We start from the raw sequence: 19,800 nt of genomic DNA, 5'->3' as shown, positions 1-19,800 counted from the left end.
GCGAACCCGCGCGACAGGGTTGACTGGACACCGGCACCTGAACGTCAGCACCGGAGGACACCTTGCTCACCGTCAACGCCATCGCCGCGACCTCGGCCACCGACCCGCTCGTGCGCACCAGGATCGAGCGGCGCGACCTCGGACCGCGCGACGTGCTCATCGAGATCCGCTACGCCGGCATCTGCCACTCCGACATCCACACGGTCCGCGGCGAGTGGGGCACGGTGCCCTACCCGCTGACCGTCGGGCACGAGATCGTCGGCCGGGTCGCCGAGGTGGGTGCCGAGGTCAGCCGGCACGCCGTCGGCGACCGGGTCGGGGTGGGCTGCATGGTCAACTCCTGCCGCGAGTGCGAGAACTGCCGGGCCGGGCAGGAGCAGTACTGCCTCAAGGGCAACGTCGGCACCTACGGCAGCGTCGACCGTGACGGCACCGTCACGCAGGGCGGCTACTCCACGCACGTCGTCGTCGACGAGGACTTCGTGCTGCGGGTGCCCGAGGCCATCCCGTACGAGGCCGCGGCCCCGCTGCTGTGCGCCGGCATCACCACGTACTCGCCGCTGGCCCACTGGCACGCGGGCCCGGGCACGAAGGTCGCCGTGGTGGGGCTCGGCGGGCTCGGCCACATGGCCGTGAAGATCGCCGTCGCGATGGGCGCCGAGGTCACGGTACTGTCGCAGACCCTCGGCAAGAAGGACGACGGTCTCGCCTTCGGCGCCGGTGACTACCAGGCCACCAGCGACCCGGCCACCTTCGAGGCGCTCAAGAACCGGTTCGACCTGATCATCAACACGGTCAGCGCCCCGATCGACATGGCCGCCTACCTGGGCCTGCTGCGCCTGAACGGCACCCTGGTCAGCGTCGGCGCCCCGCCGCAGCCGCTCGAGGTGCCGGTGTTCGCGCTGTTCCGTAACCGGCGCACGTTCGCCGGCTCCAGCATCGGCGGCATCGCCGAGACGCAGGAGATGCTGGACTTCTGCGCCGAGCGCGGGATCGCCCCGGAGGTCGAGGTCATCGGCGCCGACGCGGTCAACGAGGCCTACGAGCGGGTGCTCGCCTCCGACGTGCGGTACCGCTTCGTCATCGACATCGACACCCTGCGCTGAGCCGGAGAGCCCCGCACGCCCGGCGTGCGGGGCCTCCCCCGTCCCGCCGCCCGCGCTCAGCACGGCCGGCGCCCGTCCTCGCCGGACTCGGCCAGCGGGATCATGCCGAACGCCGCGTCGGACAGCCCGCCGAACGCGTGCCGGTTCGGGCCCGCCGGCGCGTGCGCGACCCGGTATCCGGCGAGGTTCCACGTGTAGACCGGCACCTCCTGCGGCACCACGGCGGCCACGTCGCCGCAGCCGTGGTAGTGCGCCTGCTCGTCGGTGATCGCGGACTCCAGCGCGGCGGCGAAGTCGCGGTTGGTGGACGGGACGCCGCTGGAGACGTTGTACGTGTCGTGCCGCAGGGTCGGCGTCGTCATCAGCAGCGCGATCGCCCGGCCGGCGTCGGGTGCGTAGCAGCGGTCGCCGCCGTCGGCGCCGTACAGCCGGGAAGGCCGCTCGCCGCGCAGCACGGCGCTGATGTAGGGCGGGATGTGGAAGAACGGCGACTCGGGGTCGACGAGCGGGCCCCACACGGTACCGATCCCACGAGGATCACCGGACCACCTCGTAGTGCAGGTGCGTGACGCCGTCGGCGGGGACGACCGCGAGCAGGCGCAGGCGGACGTGGCGGGGCAGCGGCCGGAAGTAGCGGTGGCCGCCGCCGAGCAGGACCGGCACCTGGTGCAGCACGAGCTCGTCGACCAGGCCGGCCTCGAGCGCCGCGGTGACCACGCCGCCGCCCATGAGGGCGACGTCCTTGGCGCCGGCGGCCGCGCGCGCCGCGGCGACCGCGTCCTCGATGCCCGCCGCGAGGGTCTGGCTCGCGCCGAGGCCGGGCACGGGGCGGTGGCTGACCACGAAGAGCGGCGCGGTCGGGTGGGGGCTGCCGCCGCTCCAGCCGCTGGAGTGCTCGTAGGTGGTCCGTCCGGCCACGCAGGCGCCGACCCGGGCGGCGAGGGCGTCGAAGACCCGGGCGCTGGGCTCGCTGAGCTTGAAGCCGTCGAACTCGCGGCTGGGGGTGTCGCCCGTGAAGTACCAGTCGAACAGCATCGGGGCGTCGCCGAGTCCGCGGCCGGACTCCGGCTCGCCGGCCGGGGTGCGGCCGCTGATGAAGCCGTCGACGGAGACGGCGAGGGCGCTGAAAACCTTGGGCACGTGTCCGGACGCTAGCGGCCGCGGCGAGCACCGGTCTTGAACGAATCGCGCACGCCGCGCAGGAACGGCCGGTACGAGGCCGAGTGGTCGTGGCCGCACGCGCACCGGTCCAGCGAGGCGGTGCCGAGCAGCTGCCGCGGGGTGAGGCCGCTCAGGCGCAGGCACTCCCGGCCGAGGTGGGCCTGGTCGGCGTAGCCCACGTCGGCCGCGAGGGTGGACACGCCGTCCGCGCCCGGGCGCCCCGACGCGGCGAACCCGGCCTGGGCCAGCGCGAGGAAACCCTGGAACCGCAGCGTGCGCTGGAGCACCTTCGGGCCCACGCCCACGGCGTGCAGGCAGCGGCGGCGCAGCTGGCTCACGGAGATGCCGAGGTGCTCGGCGAGCGGCTCGATGCCGACCGGGTGCCAGGGCATCAGCGCGCGCACGGCCGCCCGCACCAGCGGGTCCGCGGCCCCGCTGCGGCGCAGGCCGTCCAGCACGTGACGCTGCACCGCGGCGAGCACCCGCTCGGGCGCCCGCGGCTCGGCGAGGCGCAGTGCGGCGCGGCCCCACAGGTCGGTGAGGTCCACGCGCTGGTCCACGAGGTCGTCGAGCGCGGCCGGCAGCGGCGGCGGTGTCCCCGGCCAGAACCGCACGCCCACGACGGTGGTCCGGGGCGCGATGACCTCGAGCCGCGGGGCGGTCAGCGGGCCCAGCAGCCGGGGCCGGCCGCCGATCGGGACATGCAGCTCGACGCCGCCCGTGGGCAGGTGCCGCTGGACGTAGGCCTCGGCGCCCGTCCGCTGGACCCATACCGTGCGTACCGCGCCCGACAGCTCCGGCCGCGGCGGGCGCTCGACGTAGGACTCGCTCACCTCGCCCCCGGGCCGCGGTCGATGCGCAGCTCGCGCTCCAGCTCCTGCACGAGCGCGCGCAGGTCGTCGAGGCGCTGGCTGACCGCGATCCGGTCGATCTCGTCGGGCACCCCGTCGCCGTCGACGTCGTAGCCGGGCGACAGGCCGTCGGTCATCTCGAGCCGGCGCGCCTCCTCCATGGAGTTGACGATGACGGCGATGAGGATGTTCATGAGGAGGTTGGCGGTCAGCAGCACGTAGCTCACGTAGTAGACGAGCGTCCACGGCGACAGCTGGACCCCCTGCTGGATCAGGTCCGGCAGGTTCTCCAGCGACAGCAGCACGAACAGGGTCAGGACCGCGCGGCCGATGGTGCCGTACTCGTCCGGGTACGTGTCGCCGAAGATCAGCCAGCCGGCCATGCCGTACACGTAGAGCGTCACCAGGGCCAGCGCGAGGAAGCCGCCGACGCCGGGCAGGCTGCGCAGCAGCGCGGTCACGATCGTGCGCAGGCCGGGCGAGAACCGGACCAGGCGCACGACGCGGGCGATGCGGATCACGCGCAGCGCGGCCGAGTCGCCGTGCAGCCCCGGCACGAACGCCGCCGCGATCACGACGCAGTCGAAGACGTTCCAGCCCTGCTTGAAGAAGTCCAGCGGCCGCCGCCCGTGCGCGAGGATGCGGATCGCGATCTCGGCCACGAACACAATCCGGAACCCCCACTCGAGCTCGTCGAGCAGGTCGCCGACGGCGCCGGGATGCGGGTACGTCTCGACGGCGAGCACGAGCGCGTTGGCCCCGACGAGCAGGACGATCGCCACCTCGAACGCCCGCGACCTCGTCACGCCCGCACACCATCGAGCCACCCGCGCCGTATCGACCATTCGACGATCTCACCGTTACCGGCCACCGTGCGGCAAGTGCTCAGGGGCCACGACGGCCATATGTCACGAGGTCGCAATCCACCGGCGCCGGGCGCCCGCGCCGCGATCTGCGACCATCGGCCCATGGGGCGAGCGACGCTGCTGCTGATGTGCGGGCTGCCCGGCTCCGGCAAGACGACCGTCGCCCGGCGCCTGGCCGCCGAGGTGCCGGCCGTGCGGCTGTGCCCGGACGAGTGGCTGGCCGCCCTCGGGGCCGACCTGTTCGACGCGGCGGCCCGCCTGCGGCTGGAGCGGCAGCTCTGGCACCTGGCGCGGGAGCTGCTCGGGCTGGGGCAGAGCGTGATCCTGGAGTACGGATTCTGGATGCGCGCGGACCGCGACGAGAAGCGCCTCGGGGCCCGCGCGCTCGGGGCCGCGGTCGAGCTGCACTACCTGGACGTGCCGCTGGACGAGCTGGCCCGGCGGCTGGAGGCGCGCGGCGCGGCGGCGGCGTGGGCGACGGCCCCGATCACGCGCGAGCTGCTGGAGCTGCACGCCCCGCTGTTCGAGGCGCCGGACGCCGAGGAGCTCGCCCTCTTCGACCCGGCCCCTACTCCACCTCGATCTTGAAGGTCGACGTGTGCCCGTCGACGTCGGTCAGGGTCACCGGGCCGAACGTGATGATCGGCAGCGAGGCGCCGCCCGAGCCCCGGTAGAAGCCCGTCGCCCGGGTGATGCGCACCGCGAGCGCCGAGAAGGTGTCGGCCCGCTCGTCGTCGGCCTCCACCTTCGGCCGGGCCAGCGCCTCCTGGCCGTGCCGGACGGCCCAGTCGCGGACGGTTTCGGAGGCCACGCTCAGGGCGGGCAGGATCGAGTCGTTGGCCCACGCCCACAGCCACGACCGCGCCGTCGGGTTGTACGAGCCGAGGATCTGTGCCGCCGCCGTGGCCGTCTTGTCGGCGAAGGTCCAGGTGATGACGCCGGTGCGCTGGTCGAGGCCCCACTGCCGGGCGGTGCCGAGGCCCCACGAGGCGTGCGCCTCGGCCAGCCGCGCGATCATGTCCTGCCCCTGCAGCAACATGAGGCTCAGCTCCACCGGCTCCTCGCCCGGACCGCTCCTGCGCCGGAAGATCCCCATGCCCCGGAGTCTTCCACATGGCCGTTCGACGGGGACGAGCTTGAGGGCGTTCAGGCCGCGGAGCGCTCGGCGAGCGGGCGGCGGCGCAGGTGCGGGCTCTGCAGCGGCGGCGGGACGTAGGCCTGGTCGACCGGGCTCACGTCGGTGCCGGGCGGGACGATCTCGTCGATGCGGTCCAGCACGTCGTCGGTCAGGGCGACCTCCAGTCCGGCCAGCAGGTCGTCGAGCTGGGCCTCGGTGCGGGCGCCGAGCAGGGTGCTGGTCACGCCGGGGTGCGCGATCGTGAAGGCCATCGCGAGGTGGGTCATCGGCAGGCCCGCCTCCGCGGCGAGCGGGATGAGCCGCTCGACGACGTCGAGGCGGCGCTCGTCGGTGAGGTGCTTGAAGAAGCGGGCGCGGCTCAGGTCGTTCTCGCCGCCCTTGCGCACGCGGCCGGTCAGCAGGCCCTGGCCCAGCGGGCCCCAGACGACGGTGCCGAGGCCGAAGCGCTGGGCGACCGGCAGCACCTCGCGCTCGATGCCGCGGTTCAGCAGGGAGTACACCGGCTGCTCGGTGCGGAACCGCTCCAGTCCCCGGCGTTCGGCGACCCACTGGGCCTCGACGATGTCCGACGGTGGCAGGCCGGAGGTGCCGATCGCCCGCACCTTGCCGCTGTGGATCAGGTCCGACAGCGCCGACAGCGTCTCCTCGATGTCGGTGGACGGGTCGGGGCGGTGGACCTGGTACAGGTCGATGTAGTCGGTCTGCAGCCGGCGCAGCGAGTGCTCGACCGCCCGCATGATCCAGCGCCGCGAGCCGCCCTGGTGGTTCGGGTCCTCGCCGGTGGGGCGGGCGAACTTGGTGGCGAGCACGACGTCGTCGCGCCGGCCTCGCAGCGCCTTGCCGACGACCTCCTCCGAGTCGCCGTACGCGTCGGCGGTGTCGATGAAGTTGATGCCCGCGTCGAGCGCCTTGTGCAGGACCCGGGCCGATTCGGCGGGATCGGCGTTGCCGACGGACGTGGCGAACATGAGCGTGCCGAGCGCGTACGGGCTGACCTTGATGCCCGTCCGGCCGAGGGTGCGGTACCGCATGACGGTCTCCTGCCGTATGGTGAACCGGAAAGCTCTTCCGCTTCACCATACGGAAAGGCTTTCCGTTTCCGCAACAGCCTTTTCGTGGGGAGTGACCGGACTTCCGCGACGGAACAGGAGGGCCCTGGTGTCCAGCCCGCGGCGCGCCGACGCCCAGCGCAACCTCGAAGCCCTGCTCGAGGCCGCGAAGATCGTGCTGGCCGAGTCGGGCGTCGACGCGCCCGCGAAGGAGATCACCGACCGCGCCGGCGTCGGCGTCGGCACCCTCTACCGCCACTTCCCGCAGCGCTCGGACCTGGTCATCGCCGTGCTCGAACACGAGATCGACGCCTGCGCCGCGGCGGGCCCGCGGCTGAGCGCGGCCCAGCCGCCCGCCGCGGCCCTCGCGATGTGGGTGCGGCGCTACACCGAGCTGGTCGCGACCAAGGCCGGGCTCGCCTCGGCCCTGCAGGCCGGCGACGCCGCCCACCACCACCTGCGGGTGTACTTCTACGAGCGCATGGCCCCGGTGCTGGAGTCGCTCATCGAGGCCGCGGCGCGGGCCGGCGAGATCCGCCCCGACGTGCGCGCCGTGGACATCCTGCACGCGGTCGCCTTGCTGTGCCAGCCGGTGCCGGGCGAGGAGCCCGGCTACGGCCGCCGCCTGGTCGACGTGTTCCTGTCCGGCCTGCGGCCCTGACCGGCGCCGGTGCTACTCCGGCCGGACGATGTCGACGGAGATCTCCACGGCCGGCACCGTTCCCCGGTTCTCCAGCCAGTGCAGCGTGTGCCGGTCCTCGGGCCAGCCGGGTCCCGGCCCGTAGTCCGTGGTGCCGCCGTCGCGATGGTCGGTGATCGTGCCCTGCAGGACGTAGACGGTGCCCGGCCGCCCCTTGTGATCGTGCAAGGGGCCGAAGACCCCACCCGGCGCGATGGTCACCATGCGCATGCGCAGCTGGTGCCCCGCCAGCCCCTCGATCTCGTCGGTGAGGTCGACCGTCGCCAGGACCTCCACCGTGACGCCGCCGGCCTCCGGGGCCTTCGCCTCGTCGCGCATCGCCCGCTCCCTTCCGCACGTCAAGCCCGCCGAGGCCGAGGATAAGCCCGCGGCCGCCGAATTCGGGGTGCCCGGGCGCGTCGCGTTTCAGCGTGTCCGGCTCACCCAGACCGGCCGCCGCGGCTCGTCGTTGTGCACGACGACATCGGCGTGCTCGGCCGGGCGGACCGTGGCGAAGTAGAGCCGCTGGGCGGGGATGTACCGCTCGCGCCAGCGTCGCTCGACGTCGGCCCGGGACGACACCGCACGCTCCCGGATCACGGCCCGATCCACCGTCTTGTCGAGGTCGGCCGACACGAAGACGCGCAGGTCCCACCGGCCGATCAGTTCCGGGCGCAGGAGGAAGACGCCGTCGAAGATCAGCACGGCGTCGGCGGGGGCGGTCGCGACCGGCGCGGAGCGGGCGGTGTCCGTCGCATGGTCGTAGACCGCGTGCCGGAAGCGCCGGTCCCCGCCCGGGCCGAGCGGATCGAGCAGGACCCGGGTCAGCCCGTCGTAGTCGTGGGCGTCGAAGTAGCAGCCCTCCGCCGAGTACTCGCCGCGCAGATAGCGCCGCGCCCGGGGGAACAGGAAGTCGTCGATCGTCGCGCGGATGACGTCGCGGCCCCGTGCGCGCAGGACGACGGCCAGTTCGTCGGCGAGCGTGGTCTTGCCCGCGGCGGGCGGCCCGTCGACGGCGACCCGCGTCGGGTGTGCGACGGCGACGGCCCCGACCGCCGCCGCCAGGTGGTCCAGCACCTCGTCGCGGGTCCCCCGGTCCATGCCTGCCCCCTACGCCGTGTCCGAGCCGGCCTTCCGCATCGCCACAAGTCTCACCCACGGGTCAAGACGCGGGTGAGACGGGCTTGCGAACCCTGCTGTTAACAGTCGTCCCCTATGTTGGTTGGCGTGACCCGCCTGCTGCTCGTCTCGGAGGACCCGTCATCGGCCGCCGCGCCGGCCGCGCTGCTGCGCGGTGAGGGCTACGACGCCCGGGTCGCCTCGTTCGGCGACGCGGTGCCGGAGCTCGCCGAGCACGGCGCCGATCTCGTGCTGCTCGACGTCGCCCGGATCGAGCGGCGGGGACTCGAGCTCTGCCGGATCATGCGCGGGCGCCGGGGTGTCGGGATCATCGTGGTGAGCGCCCGCGCCGCCGAGGACGACGTCCTGCTCGCGCTGGAGCACGGGGCCGACGACTGCGTCATCCGGCCGCTGGGCACGCGCGAGCTCGTGGCCCGCATCCGGGCGGTGCTGCGGCGTCGGCCCGGGACCACCGGGAACCGGCTGCCCGCCGTCATCGCCGCCGGGCCGGTCGCGCTCGATCCGGCCGCGCGCACCGCGACCGTCACCGGGGAGCGGGTCGAGCTGGCGGGCAAGGAGTTCCGGCTGCTGGAGGCGTTCGTGCGCAACGCGGGCCGGACGCTGCCGCGCGAGCAGCTGCTCGCCTCGGTCTGGGACGGGGTGGCCGGCGACAGCAACACGCTCAACGTGCACATCAAGCGGCTGCGGGACAAGATCGAGCCGGAGCCGGCGGCGCCGCGGCATCTGCTCACGGTGCGCGGGGTCGGCTACCAGTTCCTGCCCTATCCGCCGGACGACCGCTCGGCCCGCGACGTCGTCACGGTGCTGCGGGCGGCCCTCACCTGGCAGCTGCCGCCGGACGGGTGGCTGCTCCTCGACGGGCTGACCGAGCAGCTCGACGCGGTGCTGCGCGACGGGGACCGGGAGCGGCTGGGACTGCTGCACCAGCGGATCGAGCTGCTCGCGCCCGGCGACTCCCCGCGGGTGGACTCCTGCCCGCCCGCGCTGCAGCACCGGATCGTCGCGCTGATCGCGCGGGCCGAGCGGGTCGACGGGGCCGCGACATAGTTCGACGGGGCCGCAATGTCATGGGGCCGCAACGTAATGGAGACCGGCATCCACGGGGGAAGATGCCGGTCTCGCAGAAAGATTAGCCCGAGTCGGCGCGGTTGCGCCAGACCCGATTTTTTCGGTTCAGGCCCGGCGCGGGAGGAACTGGCGGGCCCTGGCCGGGTTGCCGTTCACGGTGCGGCCAGAGTCACGCCGGCCAGGGTCACGGCGGCCGGGGCGCGGCCCGCGACGCGGCCGGTGCGGTGAGGACCCTGGCCGGGTTGCCGTTCATGGTGCGGCCAGGGTCACGGCGGCCGGGGCGCGGCCCGCGACGCGGCCGGTGCGGTGAGGACCCTGGCCGGGTTGCCGTTCATGGTGCGGCCAGAGTCACGGCGGCCAGGGCGCGGCCCGCGACGCGGACGGGTGCGGCGACGCCGAGCGTGCCCGGCTGGACCTCGCCGCGGCGGCGGGTCGCGCGCGGGTCGGCCGCGAGGCGGGCCCGGTCGGTGACGGCGGCCGGGGTGCGGGCGGTACGGTCACCACCATGCAGGCTGTCTACGTCATCACCGGCGGGACCCGCGGGATCGGCGCGGCCGTGGCCCGCCGGCTCGCCGGGGTGCCCGGCCGGGGGCTCATCCTCGGGTACCGCGGCAACGTCGAACGCGCCGAGGCGCTGGTCGCGCAGCTGCACCGCGCGGACAGCCCGGTGCGGGCGGTCGCCTGCGACGTCGGCGACCCGGCCGGGGTCGGCGAGCTGTTCGCGGCCGCGGACGCGCTCGGCCCGCTGGCCGGCCTGGTCAACAGCGCCGGGGTGCTCGAGCGGCAGTGCGCGTTCGAGGAGATCACGGCCGAGCGGTGGGCGCGGGTCCTCGCGGTGAACGTCGTCGGGCTGGCCCTGTGCTGCCGGGAGGCCGTGATCCGGATGCGCGGCAGCGACCGGCCCGACCGGGCGATCGTGAACATCTCGTCGAAGGCGGCGCAGCTGGGGGCCCCGGGCGAATACGTCGACTACGCCGCGAGCAAGGCCGCGGTGGACACGCTCACCCGGGGGCTGGCGCTGGAGGTGGCGAGGTACGGCATCCGCGTCACCAGCATCCGCCCGGGCATCATCGACACCGAGATCCACGCGAGCGGGGGCGAGCCCGGCCGCGCCCACCGCCTCGGCCCGGACCAGCCGCTGGGCCGCGCCGGCACGGCCGAGGACGTCGCGGGCGCGGTGGCGTGGCTGCTCTCCCCCGACGCCGCCTACGTGACGGGCACGACGATCGACGTGGCCGGCGGCCGCTGACCCGCCGCTCAGGCCTCGGACGCGGCGACCTCGCGGGCGACGCGGGCGACCGCGCCACCCCACTGCTCGACGGCCGCGGCCAGCTCGGGTTCGCCGGTGCCGTCGGCCTCCAGCACCAGCCGCGCACCGTGCCCGGTGCCGGGACCGAGGGTCAGGCGCACGCCCGGGCACGCGAACGTCTTGGCGGCGTCGGCCTCGGTGACGGTGCCGTATCGCTGGTACGGCTCCCCCACGCCGGGCGCATCGCCGCCGAAGAAGCGGCTCCACGCCCGCTCGGCCGGGCCGGTCAGCTGGCGCTCGAAGCGCAGGTGCCAGCCGGCCGCGTCGCGGGTGACCAGCGGGCGGTCGAGGCCGAAGCGGCGCACCAGCTCCTCGTGGCGGGCCACGGCGCGTCCGGGCGGCGGCGGGGGCTCATCGGACAGTACCGCCGACAGCGCCCGCAGGCAGGTCTCCCATCCGGACGCGAAGCTGGCGGCGCCGGCCCGGTCGTCGAAGTGGTGCACCAGCGTGAAGCGGGTGCCGGAGCCCTCGGGCACCAGGCGGAACTCGAAGCGCTGGCCGCCCCACAGGAAGTCGAGGCGCCGCGGCGGCTCGACGGCGAGCACCTCCCCCTCGGAGCCGCCGTCGCCGAGGTCGCCGAAGCGGATCCGGCCCCCCGGCCGCAGGTCGAAGTCCGCGGCGGTGGGGAACCAGTGCTCCAGGTGCTCCGGCGTGGTCACCGCCCGCCAGACCCGCTCGATCGGATGGTCATAGACACGCATCACGTGTACCGCCGGTCCCGTCCCGGTTTCGACGAACTCGGGTTCGGTCATGATCGTGGCCCTCCTGCTTCCTCGTCGCGCATCGCGTCGAGCCGGTCACCGAGCCGGTCGAGGCGGTGCTCCCACATCCAGCGGTACGGCTCCAGCCATCGCGCGACCTCGACCAGTGGTTCGGCGCGCAGCTCGTACCACCGCCGCTGCGCATCGGCGCGCACGCTCACGAACCCGGCGTCGCGCAGCACGCGCAGGTGCTTCGACATGATCGGCTGACTGACCCCGAGCCCGTCGGCGAGCTCGCCGACCGACTGCGGCCCGAGCCGCAGCCGCTCGATGATCTCCCGCCGCGCGGGCAGTGACAGCACCTCGAAGACCGATAGCACCCCTCGAACATACCCCCGTCGGTATATACCGTCAACGGCACGGACCCGGGCGGAGCATCACGACGCCGCCACGGCGAACGTCGTCGTGATGACCCGGCCGTCGGGGAGGCGGAACTGGCCCCACAGGCGGTACAGGCCGGCGCGCGGAAAGTCCGCGTGCATCCGCAGCTCGGGCCCGAACGTGGCACCGGGCAGCGCGTAGAGCGTGCGGCCCGCGTCGTCCACCGCCTCGGCGTGCTCGTGGGCGAAGCCGGAGCCGTCCAGCGGCATGACGACCACGTGGCCCGCGGCGGCCAGGTACGGCCGCAGCCCCGTGAGCGGCTCACCCGTGGCCGTGTCGGCGAACCAGTAGCTGAACCGGCTCGGCGCGCCGACGGTCGCGGTGCCGGCCAGGATCACCTGGACGCCGTCGACGACCTGGTCGCGGGGCGAGGGCGCCGGCGCGGGGCCGGCGGGCACCGCGGACGGGTCGCCGACGACGATCTCGTGCCGCTCGATGAGGTCGCCCATGGCCCCCTTGCGGCGCAGCTCGGTGTGCACGAGGTAGCGGCCCGCGGTCGGGAAGGTCACGCGCACCGCGAACGCGCCGGGGCGGCCGGTCGGCTCCGGATGGACGTGCGCGAACGTGCCGAGGTCCGCGCGGGCGGCGATGAAGTGCATCCAGGCCTCGTGGCTGCGGCCGACGTCGCCGATCGGGCGGCCGGTCGCGGCGTCGGTGACCCGGACGCCGATGGTCGCGGGCTCGCCGGGCACGATGCCGGCGGGCACGTCGAGCGCGACCCGCACGCCGTCGTCCTCGGCGGGCCGGGGCGCGATGTCGGCGTCCATCATGACGCTCATCGGCGGCCGCATCGGCATGCCGGTGCCCTGGGTCCAGGCCAGCACGCCGTTCATGCCGCGGCGGGCGGCGGCGGTGTGGCTCAGGCCGGTGAGCCCGGCACCGACGGCGACGGCGAGGGCCGCGACGCCGGCCAGGTACCCGAGATCGGCGAGCCGGGCACCGAGCCGGGGCCGCAGCCGCGCGGCGGTGACGGGACGGCGGAACCGGCGCAGCCGCAGCGCGTTGGTGACGACGCTGACCGAGCTCATCGCCATCGCGGCGGCGGCGAGGGACGGGTCGAGCAGGGTGCCGTTGAGGGGGTACAGCACGCCGGCGGCCACCGGGATGAGCAGGACGTTGTAGGCGAACGCCCAGCCGAGCCCCTGCCTGATCGTGGCGACGGTGCGGCGGGACAGCGCGATCGCGGTCACGATGCCGCGCAGGTCGCCGCCGACGAGCGTGATGTCGGAGGCGGCGATGGCCACGTCGGTGCCGGTGCCGACGGCGACGCCCAGATCGGCCCGGGCCAGCGCGGGGGCGTCGTTGATGCCGTCGCCGACCATCGCGACCACGGCGCCGTCGCGCTGGAGGGCCTCGACGTGCGCGGCCTTGCCGCCGGGGCGCACCCCGGCGACGACCCGCTCGATGCCGACCCGGCCCGCGACGACCTCCGCGGCGCGCCGCTCGTCGCCGGTCAGCATCCAGACGTCCAGGCCGAGGGCGCGCAGCTGCGCGACGGCCGCCGGCGCCTCGGGCCGCACGGTGTCGGCGATCCCGATCAGGCCCGCGAGCTCGCCGTCGAGGGCGGCGTAGACCGCGGTCCCGCCCGCGCCGGCGACCTCGGCCGCCGCCGCGGCCAGCGGTTCGGTGGACACGCCGTGGTGGTCGAGGTGGGCGGCGTTGCCGATGACGACGTCGCGGCCGCCGGCCCGGGCCCGGATGCCGTGGCCGGGCACGGCCTCGAACGCGTCGAGGAGCGGCAGCGCCAGGCCGAGGTCGCGGGCGTGCGCGACGATCGCCTCGCCGACCGGGTGCTCGGAGCCGGCCTCCGCGGCGGCGGCGCACGCGAGCAGGTCGCCGGGGTCGGTGCCGGGCCGCGCCACGACGGTCGTGACGGCGGGCCGGCCAAGGGTCAGGGTGCCGGTCTTGTCGAGCACGACGGTGGTGACCCGCCGGGCCTGCTCGAGGGCCTCGCCGCCGCCGATGAGGATGCCGAGCTCGGCCGCCTTGCCGGTACCGACCATGATCGCCGTCGGCGTGGCCAGCCCGAGCGCGCAGGGGCAGGCGACGATCAGCACGGCGACGGCGGCGCCGAGGCCGGCGGTGAGCGAGCCGGCGACGGCCCAGACCGCGAACGTGAGCACCGCCAGCGCGATCACGGCGGGCACGAACCAGCCGGAGACGCGGTCGACGAGCCGCTGCATCGGCGCCTTGCCGGCCTGGGCGTCCTCGACGAGACGGACGATCTGGGCCAGGGTCGTGTCGCGGCCGACGGCGGTGGCCCGCATGACGACGGCGCCGGTGCGGTTGACCGTGGCGCCGATGAGCACGTCGCCGACGGTCTTGGCCGCGGGCAGGCTCTCCCCCGTGAGCATGCTCTCGTCGACGCTGGAGGCGCCCTCGGTGACCACGCCGTCGACGGGCACCCGCTCACCGGGCCGGACCCGGACCAGCTCACCGACGGCGACGGACTCGACGGGGACGTCGAGCTCCTCGCCGCCGCGCAGCACTCGGGCGGTGCGGGGCTGCAGCCCGACCAGGGTCCGGATCGCCGCCGCGGTCTGCCGCCGCGCCCGGGCCTCGAGCCACCGCCCGGCGAGGACGAGGGCGGTGACGATGACGGATATCTCGAAGTACACGTGCAGCGGCAGGCCCCATCGCTCGGCCTGGGCGGGCCAGAGGGTCACGAAGGCGCTGTAGCCGTAGGCGACCGTCGTGCCGAGGACCACGAGGGTGTTCATGTCGACCGCGCGGTGCCGGGCGGCCGCCCACGCCGCGGCGTAGAAGGGCCGGGCGGGCCCGATCTGCACGACCGTCGCGACGACGAGCAGCAGCGGCATGAGCCAGTCCATCGCGTCGAGCGGCAGCGGGACGTACATCAGGATCATCATGGCGAGGCCGGCGGCAAGGGTCGTGATCCACGTCCAGCGGCCCGGACCCGGCTCGGCCCGCTCGGCCGGTTTCGGCGCTGCCGGCGCGGGTGCCGCGGCCCGGTAACCCGCCCGGCTCACCGCGGCGGCCAGCGCGGCGGGCGTGACCCGGGACGGGTCGAAGGTGACCGTCGCGCGCTCGGTGGCGAGGTTGACGGTGGCCGCGCCGACGCCGTCGACCCGCAGCAGGGCCTTCTCCACGCGGCCGACGCACGACGCACAGGTCATGCCGCCGATCTCCAGGGTGCAGTTCTCCATGCGCCGGACGATCCCGGGCCGCGCTGTCCGGCCCCTGCCCGCGTGCGGACAGCGGCCGGACAGCGGCCCCTCGCAGGCTGGCCGGCATGAACGAGATCCTGCTCAACGTCCCCGGTATCACCTGCGGCCACTGCGTCGCCGCCATCACCGCCTCCGTCGGCCGCGTGCCCGGCGTCACCGAGGTCCGCGTCGACGTCGCCGCGAGGACCGTCCGGACCCTCGGCACCGCCGATCCCGCCGCGGTGCGGGCCGCGATCGACGACGCCGGCTACGAGACGGTGTGAGGCCGCGATGCTCGACGTGGTGATCGTCGGCGGTGGCCAGGCCGGGCTCGCGCTGGCCTGGCACCTGCGCCGGGCCGGGCGCGAGTTCGCCGTGCTCGACGCGCACGCCCGGGTCGGCGACGCGTGGCGACGTCGATGGGACTCGCTGCGGCTGTTCACGCCGAACCGGTTCAACGCCCTGCCCGGCCTGCCGTTCCCCGGCGACCCGGACGCCCATCCGACCAAGGACGAGGTCGCCGACTACCTGCAGGCGTACGCGGAGCGCTTCGACCTGCCGGTGTGCCTCGGCAGCCCGGTGAGCGCGGTCCGGCCCGAGCCGGGCGGCGGGTTCACGGTGCGGACCCCGGGCCGCACCTACGCGGCCCGGCGGGTCGTCGTGGCCGCGGGGGCCTTCCACACCCCGCACGTCCCCGCGTTCGCCGGCCGGCTCGCGCCGCCGGTGGTGCAGGTGCACAGCAGCCGGTACCGCAACCCCGCCCAGGTGCCCGGCCCGGACGTCGTCGTGGTCGGGGCCGGCAACACCGGGGTCCAGATCGCCCAGGAGCTCGCCGCGGCCGGCCGCCGGGTCGCCCTGTCGGCCGCGGCGATCGGCCCGGCCATGCCGCAGCGCTGGCTCGGCCGCGACATCTTCTGGTGGTTCTCGCGCCTCGGCACGATGGGCCTCGGCCCCCACGGCCCGCTGGGCCGCCGCATCCGGGCCGCCAACCCGATCATCGGCACCGACGTGCGCGCCCTGCTGCGGCACGTGGACCGGCTGGACCGGGTCACCGGCGCCGAGGGCCGCAACGTCCTGCTCGCCGACGGCTCGGCCCGGCCGGTCGACGCCGTCGTGTGGGCGACCGGATTCCGGCCGCACTACCCGTGGCTGGAGGTGCCCGTGCTCGACGGCACGGGTGCCCCGGTGCACCGCCACGGCGTGACCGGCTGGCCCGGCCTGTTCTTCCTCGGCCTGCCGTGGCAGCGTACCCGCGGCTCCGCGGTGCTCGGCTGGGTCGGGCGCGACGCGGCTCGGCTCGGCGACCGGCTCCTGCGCGGCGATTAGCATGATCCCCCGTGACGCTGGACAGCACCGAGGTCGTCTTCCGCCTGCTCGGGCCGGTCGAGGTCCGCCTGCCGGGGCGGCCGCCGGTCGCGCTGGCGCCGTCGGTGCGCCCGCTACTGGCCCGGCTCGTCCTCGCCGGGGGCCGGGTGGTCTCCGTCGACACCCTGACCGACGCGCTGTGGGGCGAGGACCTGCCCGTCGACGTGGCCAACGCCCTGCAGACGCGGGTGTCGAAGCTGCGGCGGGCGCTCGGCGAGGCGGGCGGCCGGCTGCTCACCCGCGCGCCCGGCTACCGGCTCGCGGTGCCGCCCGAGTCCGTCGACGTGCACCGGTTCGAGGCGGCCCTCGGGCGGGCCCGCGCGGCTCGGGACGCCGGCGACCCGGCCGCCGCCGAGCGCGCGCTCGACGAGGCGCTGGCCTGGTGGCGCGGGCTGGCTGCTGGCCGACGTCGGCGACGCCGAATGGGCCGGGCGGGAGCGGCACCGGCTGGAGGAGCTGCGGCTCGGCGCCGTCGAGGACCGCCTCGAGCTGCTGACCGCGACCGGCCGGCCCGGCGGCGCCGTCGCCGACCTGGAGCGGCTCGCGGCCGAGCACCCGCTGCGGGAGCGCCCGGCCCGGCTGCTCATGCTCGCCCTGCAGGGCGCCGGGCGGCAGGCCGACGCGCTCGCCGTGCACCGGGCGCTGCGCCGGCGGCTCGCCGACGAGCTCGGCATCGATCCCTCCCCCGAGCTGGAGGCGCTCGCCGGGGCCATCCTGCGCCAGGAGGTGCCGGACCGCCCCGCGGCCGTGCCTGGGTCCGTGCCCGCGCGGACCGGCCCGGCGCTGCCGGCCCGGCTCACCTCGCTGCTCGGCCGGGACGACGACCTCGCCCTCGTGCTCGACCAGCTGCGCACGGCCCGGGTCGTCACGCTGGTCGGGCCCGGCGGCGTCGGCAAGACCACCCTCGCCGTCGAGGCCGCCCGCCACCTGGCCGCCGACGTCGAGGTCCGGCTCGTCCGGCTCGCCGCGCTGCCGCCCGGCGCCGAGATCGCCGAGGCCGTGGCCGTGCAGTTCGGGGTCCCCGACGGGGAAGCCCTCGCCGGTCACCTGGCCGGCGCCCGCATGCTGCTCGTCGTCGACAACTGCGAGCACGTCGTCGACAGCGCCGCCGCGCTCGTGGACCGGATCGTGCAGGCCGCCCCGGGTGTGCGGGTGCTGGCGACCAGCCGGGAGGCGCTCGCCGTCACCGGCGAGGTGCAGGTGCCCGTCGCGCCGCTGGACCTGCCGTCGGCGACCCGGCTCTTCGCCGACCGGGCGCGGGCCGTGCGCCACGGCTTCGCGCTCGACGCCGGCACCACGCCCGCGGTCGAGGCCATCTGCCGCTCGCTCGACGGCATCCCGCTCGCCGTCGAGCTGGCGGCGGCCCGGGTCAAGGCGCTGCCGCCGGCCGAGATCGCCGAGCGCCTCGGCGACCGGTTCGCCCTGCTGACCGGCGGTCCCCGCACCGCCGAGGCCCGGCACCGCACGCTGCGGGCCGTGCTCGACTGGAGCCACGACCTGCTGCCGGAGCCCGAGCGGGTGCTGCTGCGCCGGCTGGCGGTGTTCCGGGGCGGCTGGGACCTGGCCGCGGCCGAGGACGTGGGCGCGTTCGGGGCCATCGGGGCCGGCGACGTGCTGGATCTGCTGCTGCGCCTGGTCGACCGCTCGCTGGTGGTGCCCGACCCGGCCACCGGGCGGTTCCGGCTGCTCGCCACGGTGCTCGACTACGCCGCGGACCGCCTCGCCGAGGCCGGCGAGACGGGCACCTGCCGCGACCGGCACCTCGGCCACTACACCCGGCTCGCCGAGCGGTTCGGGCCGTCGGTGCGCTCCGCCGCGCCGGCCTGGCAGCGGCTGCGCGAGGACGCCGACAACCTGCGCGCCGCGGTGGAGCGGGCCCTGGAACTGGCGCCCGGGGACCTGCGGGCGGGGATGCGCCTGGTGGAGGCGCTCATGCCGTACTGGAACTACGGCGTGCGGTACGAGGGCGTCCGGGCGCTGACGGTGCTGCTGGCCACCGGCGACCCGCCACCCGCCGAGCGGGCGAAGCTGTTGCAGGGCGTCGGCCTGCTCGGGGTGTACTACCCGACGGCCGAGTCCCGGGCCGCGGCCCGGACCAGCCTCGCCCTGTTCGAGGAGCTCGGGGACGCGGGCAACGCCGCGATCTCCCGGCTCGTCGTGGCGTGGGAGGGGCAGTACAGCGGCGACCCCGAACACCACCGGGCCCTCGTGCGCCGCAGCCGCGACGAGCTCGCCGACGCCTACTGGCTGGCCACGGCGGAGTACCTCGAGGCCATGCTGGACCTGCGCATCGGCGACTTCGACTCCGCGGTGACCCGGTGGCGCGGCACCGAGTCGCGCTTCCTGGAAGCCGGCGACTCGATGATGGCCGAGGCGGCCGCGGCGCACCTCGGCGTCGCGCTCTTCGGCGCCGGGCGGCCCGCCGAGGCGGAGCGGGTCCTGGGGCGGGTCGTCGATCGCTCGCGCCGGCTGCAGGCCCCGCACGGGCTCGCGTTCGCCCTCGTGCACCTCGCCCACGCCCGGCTCGACGCGGGCGACCCGGCCGCCGCGGCCCCGCTGCTCGCCGAGGCCGACGCGGTCGCCCGGCAGGCCCGCAACCCCCGCTGCCAGGCGTGGGCGGCGTGGGGCCGGGCCCGGATCGCCCGCGCCGACGGCGACGAGGCGACCGCCGCCGCGGAGGGCCGCCGGGCGCTGGACCTGCTCGGCGAGCACGAGTTCCCGTGGGCGCTGGCGAAGCTGCGGGCGTTCACGGCTCGCTGACCGCGGCCAGCAGCGCCGCCCGGCCGGCCCCGCCCCGCACGCGCAGCCGGCCGCAGTACCCGCACAGCTCCAGCGACACCACCCCGGGCAGGTCCCGCACCCGGGCACTGATCCGCCGTACGCAGCGCCGGCAGACCGGCCCGCCGATCATCACCGTCGTCACCCGGGCAGCCTCCCGCCGGCCGCTGTCCGCCCGCTGTCCGCGCCGCGCCAGGGGCCGGACAGCGCCGGGCCGCACGCTGCCGGGCATGCAACCAGACCTGGCCGCACAGGCCCAGAACCTCGTCAAGATCTACGGCCGCGGTGACACCGCCGTCCGGGCGCTCGACGGCGCGAGCGTGGCGATCACCGCCGGCAGCTTCACGGCCGTCATGGGCCCGTCGGGCTCCGGCAAGTCGACCCTCATGCACGCCCTCGCCGGCCTCGACACCGTCGACTCCGGCCGGGTCCTGCTCGGCGGCACCGACCTGACCGCGCTCGACGAGCGCCGCCGCACCCTGCTGCGCCGGGAACGGCTCGGCTTCGTGTTCCAGGGCTTCAACCTGATCCCGGCCCTGAGCGCCGCGGAGAACATCGGCCTGCCGCTCGCCCTGGCCGGCCGCCCGGTCGACCGGCCCTGGTTCGACGAGCTCGTCGCCACCCTCGGGCTCGCCGACCGGCTGCACCACCGCCCGGCCGAACTCTCCGGCGGCCAGCAGCAGCGGGTCGCGGTGGCCCGGGCCCTGATCGCCCGGCCCGACATCGTCTTCGCCGACGAGCCCACCGGCAACCTCGACTCCCGCAGCGGCGATGCCCTGCTGGCGTTCCTGGGCCACGCCGCGCGGGACCTCGGCCAGACGATCGTGATGGTCACCCACGACCCGCGGGCCGCCGCCCACGCCGAGCGGGTCGTCTTCCTCGCCGACGGCCGCGTGGTGGACGAGCTCGGCGAGCCGACCGCCGACGCGGTCCTGTCCCGCATGACGCGCCTGGACGCGCCGGCGCGGGCGGGGCGGTGAC

Annotated in this window: 21 protein-coding genes and 1 pseudogene; 10 read left to right on the top strand and 12 right to left on the bottom strand. The window is 75.6% G+C overall.

The features are described 5' to 3' along the window. Positions 1–62: 62 nt before the first annotated feature. The gene (locus tag ACQP1P_RS19340) at positions 63–1,106 is read left to right on the top strand and encodes an NAD(P)-dependent alcohol dehydrogenase (protein WP_433088078.1); all 1,044 of its coding nucleotides are present in this window, start codon (positions 63–65) and stop codon (positions 1,104–1,106) included. A 56-nt stretch (positions 1,107–1,162) separates the two neighbouring features. On the opposite strand, the gene ACQP1P_RS19335 is transcribed toward ACQP1P_RS19340, so the two are convergent. The 4 genes from ACQP1P_RS19335 to ACQP1P_RS19320 are packed head-to-tail and all read right to left on the bottom strand — an operon-like array spanning position 1,163 to position 3,924. Next, on the bottom strand, positions 1,163–1,624 hold the full coding sequence (locus ACQP1P_RS19335; RefSeq protein ID WP_433088077.1) for a hypothetical protein: 462 nt from the start codon (positions 1,622–1,624) through the stop codon (positions 1,163–1,165). 19 nt (positions 1,625–1,643) lie between these two features. After that, on the bottom strand, positions 1,644–2,246 hold the full coding sequence (locus ACQP1P_RS19330) for a dihydrofolate reductase family protein (protein WP_433088076.1): 603 nt from the start codon (positions 2,244–2,246) through the stop codon (positions 1,644–1,646). A gap of 11 nt (positions 2,247–2,257) precedes the next feature. Next, positions 2,258–3,100, bottom strand: coding sequence for a helix-turn-helix domain-containing protein (locus ACQP1P_RS19325; RefSeq protein ID WP_433088075.1), 843 nt, complete (start codon positions 3,098–3,100; stop codon positions 2,258–2,260). After that, positions 3,097–3,924, bottom strand: a complete 828-nt coding sequence (locus ACQP1P_RS19320; protein WP_433088074.1) for an ion transporter — start codon at positions 3,922–3,924, stop codon at positions 3,097–3,099. Before ACQP1P_RS19320 ends, ACQP1P_RS19325 begins: the two co-directional genes overlap by 4 nt. A gap of 162 nt (positions 3,925–4,086) precedes the next feature. Here ACQP1P_RS19320 and ACQP1P_RS19315 point away from each other — a divergent pair, with 162 nt between their 5' ends. Beyond that, positions 4,087–4,572, top strand: a complete 486-nt coding sequence (locus tag ACQP1P_RS19315) for an AAA family ATPase (protein ID WP_433088073.1) — start codon at positions 4,087–4,089, stop codon at positions 4,570–4,572. Here the strand turns inward: ACQP1P_RS19315 and ACQP1P_RS19310 are convergent. Together ACQP1P_RS19310 and ACQP1P_RS19305 are read right to left on the bottom strand one after the other, a co-directional pair. Next, on the bottom strand, positions 4,553–5,080 hold the full coding sequence (locus ACQP1P_RS19310; RefSeq protein ID WP_433088072.1) for a DUF6882 domain-containing protein: 528 nt from the start codon (positions 5,078–5,080) through the stop codon (positions 4,553–4,555). The two genes, ACQP1P_RS19315 and ACQP1P_RS19310, sit on opposite strands and share 20 nt — an antisense overlap. Positions 5,081–5,130: 50 nt before the next feature. After that, complete coding sequence (locus ACQP1P_RS19305; RefSeq protein ID WP_433088071.1) at positions 5,131–6,153, bottom strand: aldo/keto reductase; 1,023 nt, start codon at positions 6,151–6,153, stop codon at positions 5,131–5,133. 127 nt (positions 6,154–6,280) lie between these two features. Between ACQP1P_RS19305 and ACQP1P_RS19300 the strand changes: the two genes are divergently transcribed. Continuing rightward, complete coding sequence (locus ACQP1P_RS19300; RefSeq protein WP_433088070.1) at positions 6,281–6,832, top strand: TetR/AcrR family transcriptional regulator; 552 nt, start codon at positions 6,281–6,283, stop codon at positions 6,830–6,832. 12 nt (positions 6,833–6,844) lie between these two features. Here ACQP1P_RS19300 and ACQP1P_RS19295 read toward each other — a convergent pair whose 3' ends face one another. Together ACQP1P_RS19295 and ACQP1P_RS19290 are read right to left on the bottom strand one after the other, a co-directional pair. Further along, positions 6,845–7,189 (bottom strand): cupin domain-containing protein, encoded by a 345-nt coding sequence (locus tag ACQP1P_RS19295; protein WP_433088069.1) that lies wholly within the window; start codon positions 7,187–7,189, stop codon positions 6,845–6,847. 87 nt (positions 7,190–7,276) lie between these two features. Then, the gene (locus ACQP1P_RS19290) at positions 7,277–7,951 is read right to left on the bottom strand and encodes a cytidylate kinase family protein (RefSeq protein WP_433088068.1); all 675 of its coding nucleotides are present in this window, start codon (positions 7,949–7,951) and stop codon (positions 7,277–7,279) included. A gap of 126 nt (positions 7,952–8,077) precedes the next feature. Here ACQP1P_RS19290 and ACQP1P_RS19285 point away from each other — a divergent pair, with 126 nt between their 5' ends. Both ACQP1P_RS19285 and ACQP1P_RS19280 read left to right on the top strand, forming a co-directional pair. Beyond that, entirely contained in the window at positions 8,078–9,037 is a 960-nt protein-coding gene (locus ACQP1P_RS19285) for a winged helix-turn-helix domain-containing protein (protein WP_433088067.1), read from the top strand. Positions 9,038–9,563: 526 nt separating this feature from the next. Further along, positions 9,564–10,307, top strand: a complete 744-nt coding sequence (locus ACQP1P_RS19280) for an SDR family oxidoreductase (protein WP_433088066.1) — start codon at positions 9,564–9,566, stop codon at positions 10,305–10,307. Positions 10,308–10,315: 8 nt separating this feature from the next. Here ACQP1P_RS19280 and ACQP1P_RS19275 read toward each other — a convergent pair whose 3' ends face one another. The 3 genes from ACQP1P_RS19275 to ACQP1P_RS19265 are packed head-to-tail and all read right to left on the bottom strand — an operon-like array spanning position 10,316 to position 14,676. Further along, on the bottom strand, positions 10,316–11,119 hold the full coding sequence (locus tag ACQP1P_RS19275) for an SRPBCC family protein (protein WP_433088065.1): 804 nt from the start codon (positions 11,117–11,119) through the stop codon (positions 10,316–10,318). Continuing rightward, positions 11,116–11,448, bottom strand: coding sequence for an ArsR/SmtB family transcription factor (locus ACQP1P_RS19270; protein WP_433088064.1), 333 nt, complete (start codon positions 11,446–11,448; stop codon positions 11,116–11,118). Before ACQP1P_RS19270 ends, ACQP1P_RS19275 begins: the two co-directional genes overlap by 4 nt. A 57-nt stretch (positions 11,449–11,505) precedes the next feature. Next, complete coding sequence (locus ACQP1P_RS19265; protein ID WP_433088063.1) at positions 11,506–14,676, bottom strand: heavy metal translocating P-type ATPase; 3,171 nt, start codon at positions 14,674–14,676, stop codon at positions 11,506–11,508. A gap of 86 nt (positions 14,677–14,762) precedes the next feature. Between ACQP1P_RS19265 and ACQP1P_RS19260 the strand changes: the two genes are divergently transcribed. The 4 genes and pseudogenes from ACQP1P_RS19260 to ACQP1P_RS19245 all read left to right on the top strand — a co-directional run bounded on the left by ACQP1P_RS19260 (position 14,763) and on the right by ACQP1P_RS19245 (position 18,801). Then, entirely contained in the window at positions 14,763–14,960 is a 198-nt protein-coding gene (locus ACQP1P_RS19260) for a heavy-metal-associated domain-containing protein (RefSeq protein WP_433088062.1), read from the top strand. Between the two features lie 7 nt (positions 14,961–14,967). Beyond that, positions 14,968–16,002 (top strand): flavin-containing monooxygenase, encoded by a 1,035-nt coding sequence (locus tag ACQP1P_RS19255; protein WP_433088061.1) that lies wholly within the window; start codon positions 14,968–14,970, stop codon positions 16,000–16,002. Between the two features lie 11 nt (positions 16,003–16,013). Then, positions 16,014–16,238, top strand: a pseudogene (locus tag ACQP1P_RS19250) (AfsR/SARP family transcriptional regulator); the annotation flags it as partial. Positions 16,239–16,437: 199 nt separating this feature from the next. Next, the gene (locus ACQP1P_RS19245; RefSeq protein ID WP_433090052.1) at positions 16,438–18,801 is read left to right on the top strand and encodes an ATP-binding protein; all 2,364 of its coding nucleotides are present in this window, start codon (positions 16,438–16,440) and stop codon (positions 18,799–18,801) included. On the opposite strand, the gene ACQP1P_RS19240 is transcribed toward ACQP1P_RS19245, so the two are convergent. Continuing rightward, positions 18,788–18,964, bottom strand: coding sequence for a hypothetical protein (locus ACQP1P_RS19240; protein WP_433088060.1), 177 nt, complete (start codon positions 18,962–18,964; stop codon positions 18,788–18,790). The two genes, ACQP1P_RS19245 and ACQP1P_RS19240, sit on opposite strands and share 14 nt — an antisense overlap. Positions 18,965–19,049: 85 nt before the next feature. Between ACQP1P_RS19240 and ACQP1P_RS19235 the strand changes: the two genes are divergently transcribed. Continuing rightward, complete coding sequence (locus ACQP1P_RS19235) at positions 19,050–19,799, top strand: ABC transporter ATP-binding protein (RefSeq protein WP_433090051.1); 750 nt, start codon at positions 19,050–19,052, stop codon at positions 19,797–19,799. Position 19,800: the final 1 nt, after the last annotated feature.

It is taken from the genome of Dactylosporangium sp. CA-052675 (genome assembly GCF_050947935.1).
Classification (GTDB): domain Bacteria; phylum Actinomycetota; class Actinomycetes; order Mycobacteriales; family Micromonosporaceae; genus Dactylosporangium.
This window is presented reverse-complemented; position numbering and strand designations above follow the sequence as displayed.

Coding starts and splice junctions, on each gene's coding strand:
- ACQP1P_RS19315 (WP_433088073.1), top strand. CDS start 4,087: ATGGGGCGAGCGACGCTGCTGCTGATGTGCGGGCTGCCCGGCTCCGGC.
- ACQP1P_RS19310 (WP_433088072.1), bottom strand. CDS start 5,080: ATGGGGATCTTCCGGCGCAGGAGCGGTCCGGGCGAGGAGCCGGTGGAG.
- ACQP1P_RS19305 (WP_433088071.1), bottom strand. CDS start 6,153: ATGCGGTACCGCACCCTCGGCCGGACGGGCATCAAGGTCAGCCCGTAC.
- ACQP1P_RS19295 (WP_433088069.1), bottom strand. CDS start 7,189: ATGCGCGACGAGGCGAAGGCCCCGGAGGCCGGCGGCGTCACGGTGGAG.
- ACQP1P_RS19290 (WP_433088068.1), bottom strand. CDS start 7,951: ATGGACCGGGGGACCCGCGACGAGGTGCTGGACCACCTGGCGGCGGCG.
- ACQP1P_RS19280 (WP_433088066.1), top strand. CDS start 9,564: ATGCAGGCTGTCTACGTCATCACCGGCGGGACCCGCGGGATCGGCGCG.
- ACQP1P_RS19275 (WP_433088065.1), bottom strand. CDS start 11,119: ATGACCGAACCCGAGTTCGTCGAAACCGGGACGGGACCGGCGGTACAC.
- ACQP1P_RS19265 (WP_433088063.1), bottom strand. CDS start 14,676: ATGGAGAACTGCACCCTGGAGATCGGCGGCATGACCTGTGCGTCGTGC.
- ACQP1P_RS19260 (WP_433088062.1), top strand. CDS start 14,763: ATGAACGAGATCCTGCTCAACGTCCCCGGTATCACCTGCGGCCACTGC.
- ACQP1P_RS19255 (WP_433088061.1), top strand. CDS start 14,968: ATGCTCGACGTGGTGATCGTCGGCGGTGGCCAGGCCGGGCTCGCGCTG.
- ACQP1P_RS19235 (WP_433090051.1), top strand. CDS start 19,050: ATGCAACCAGACCTGGCCGCACAGGCCCAGAACCTCGTCAAGATCTAC.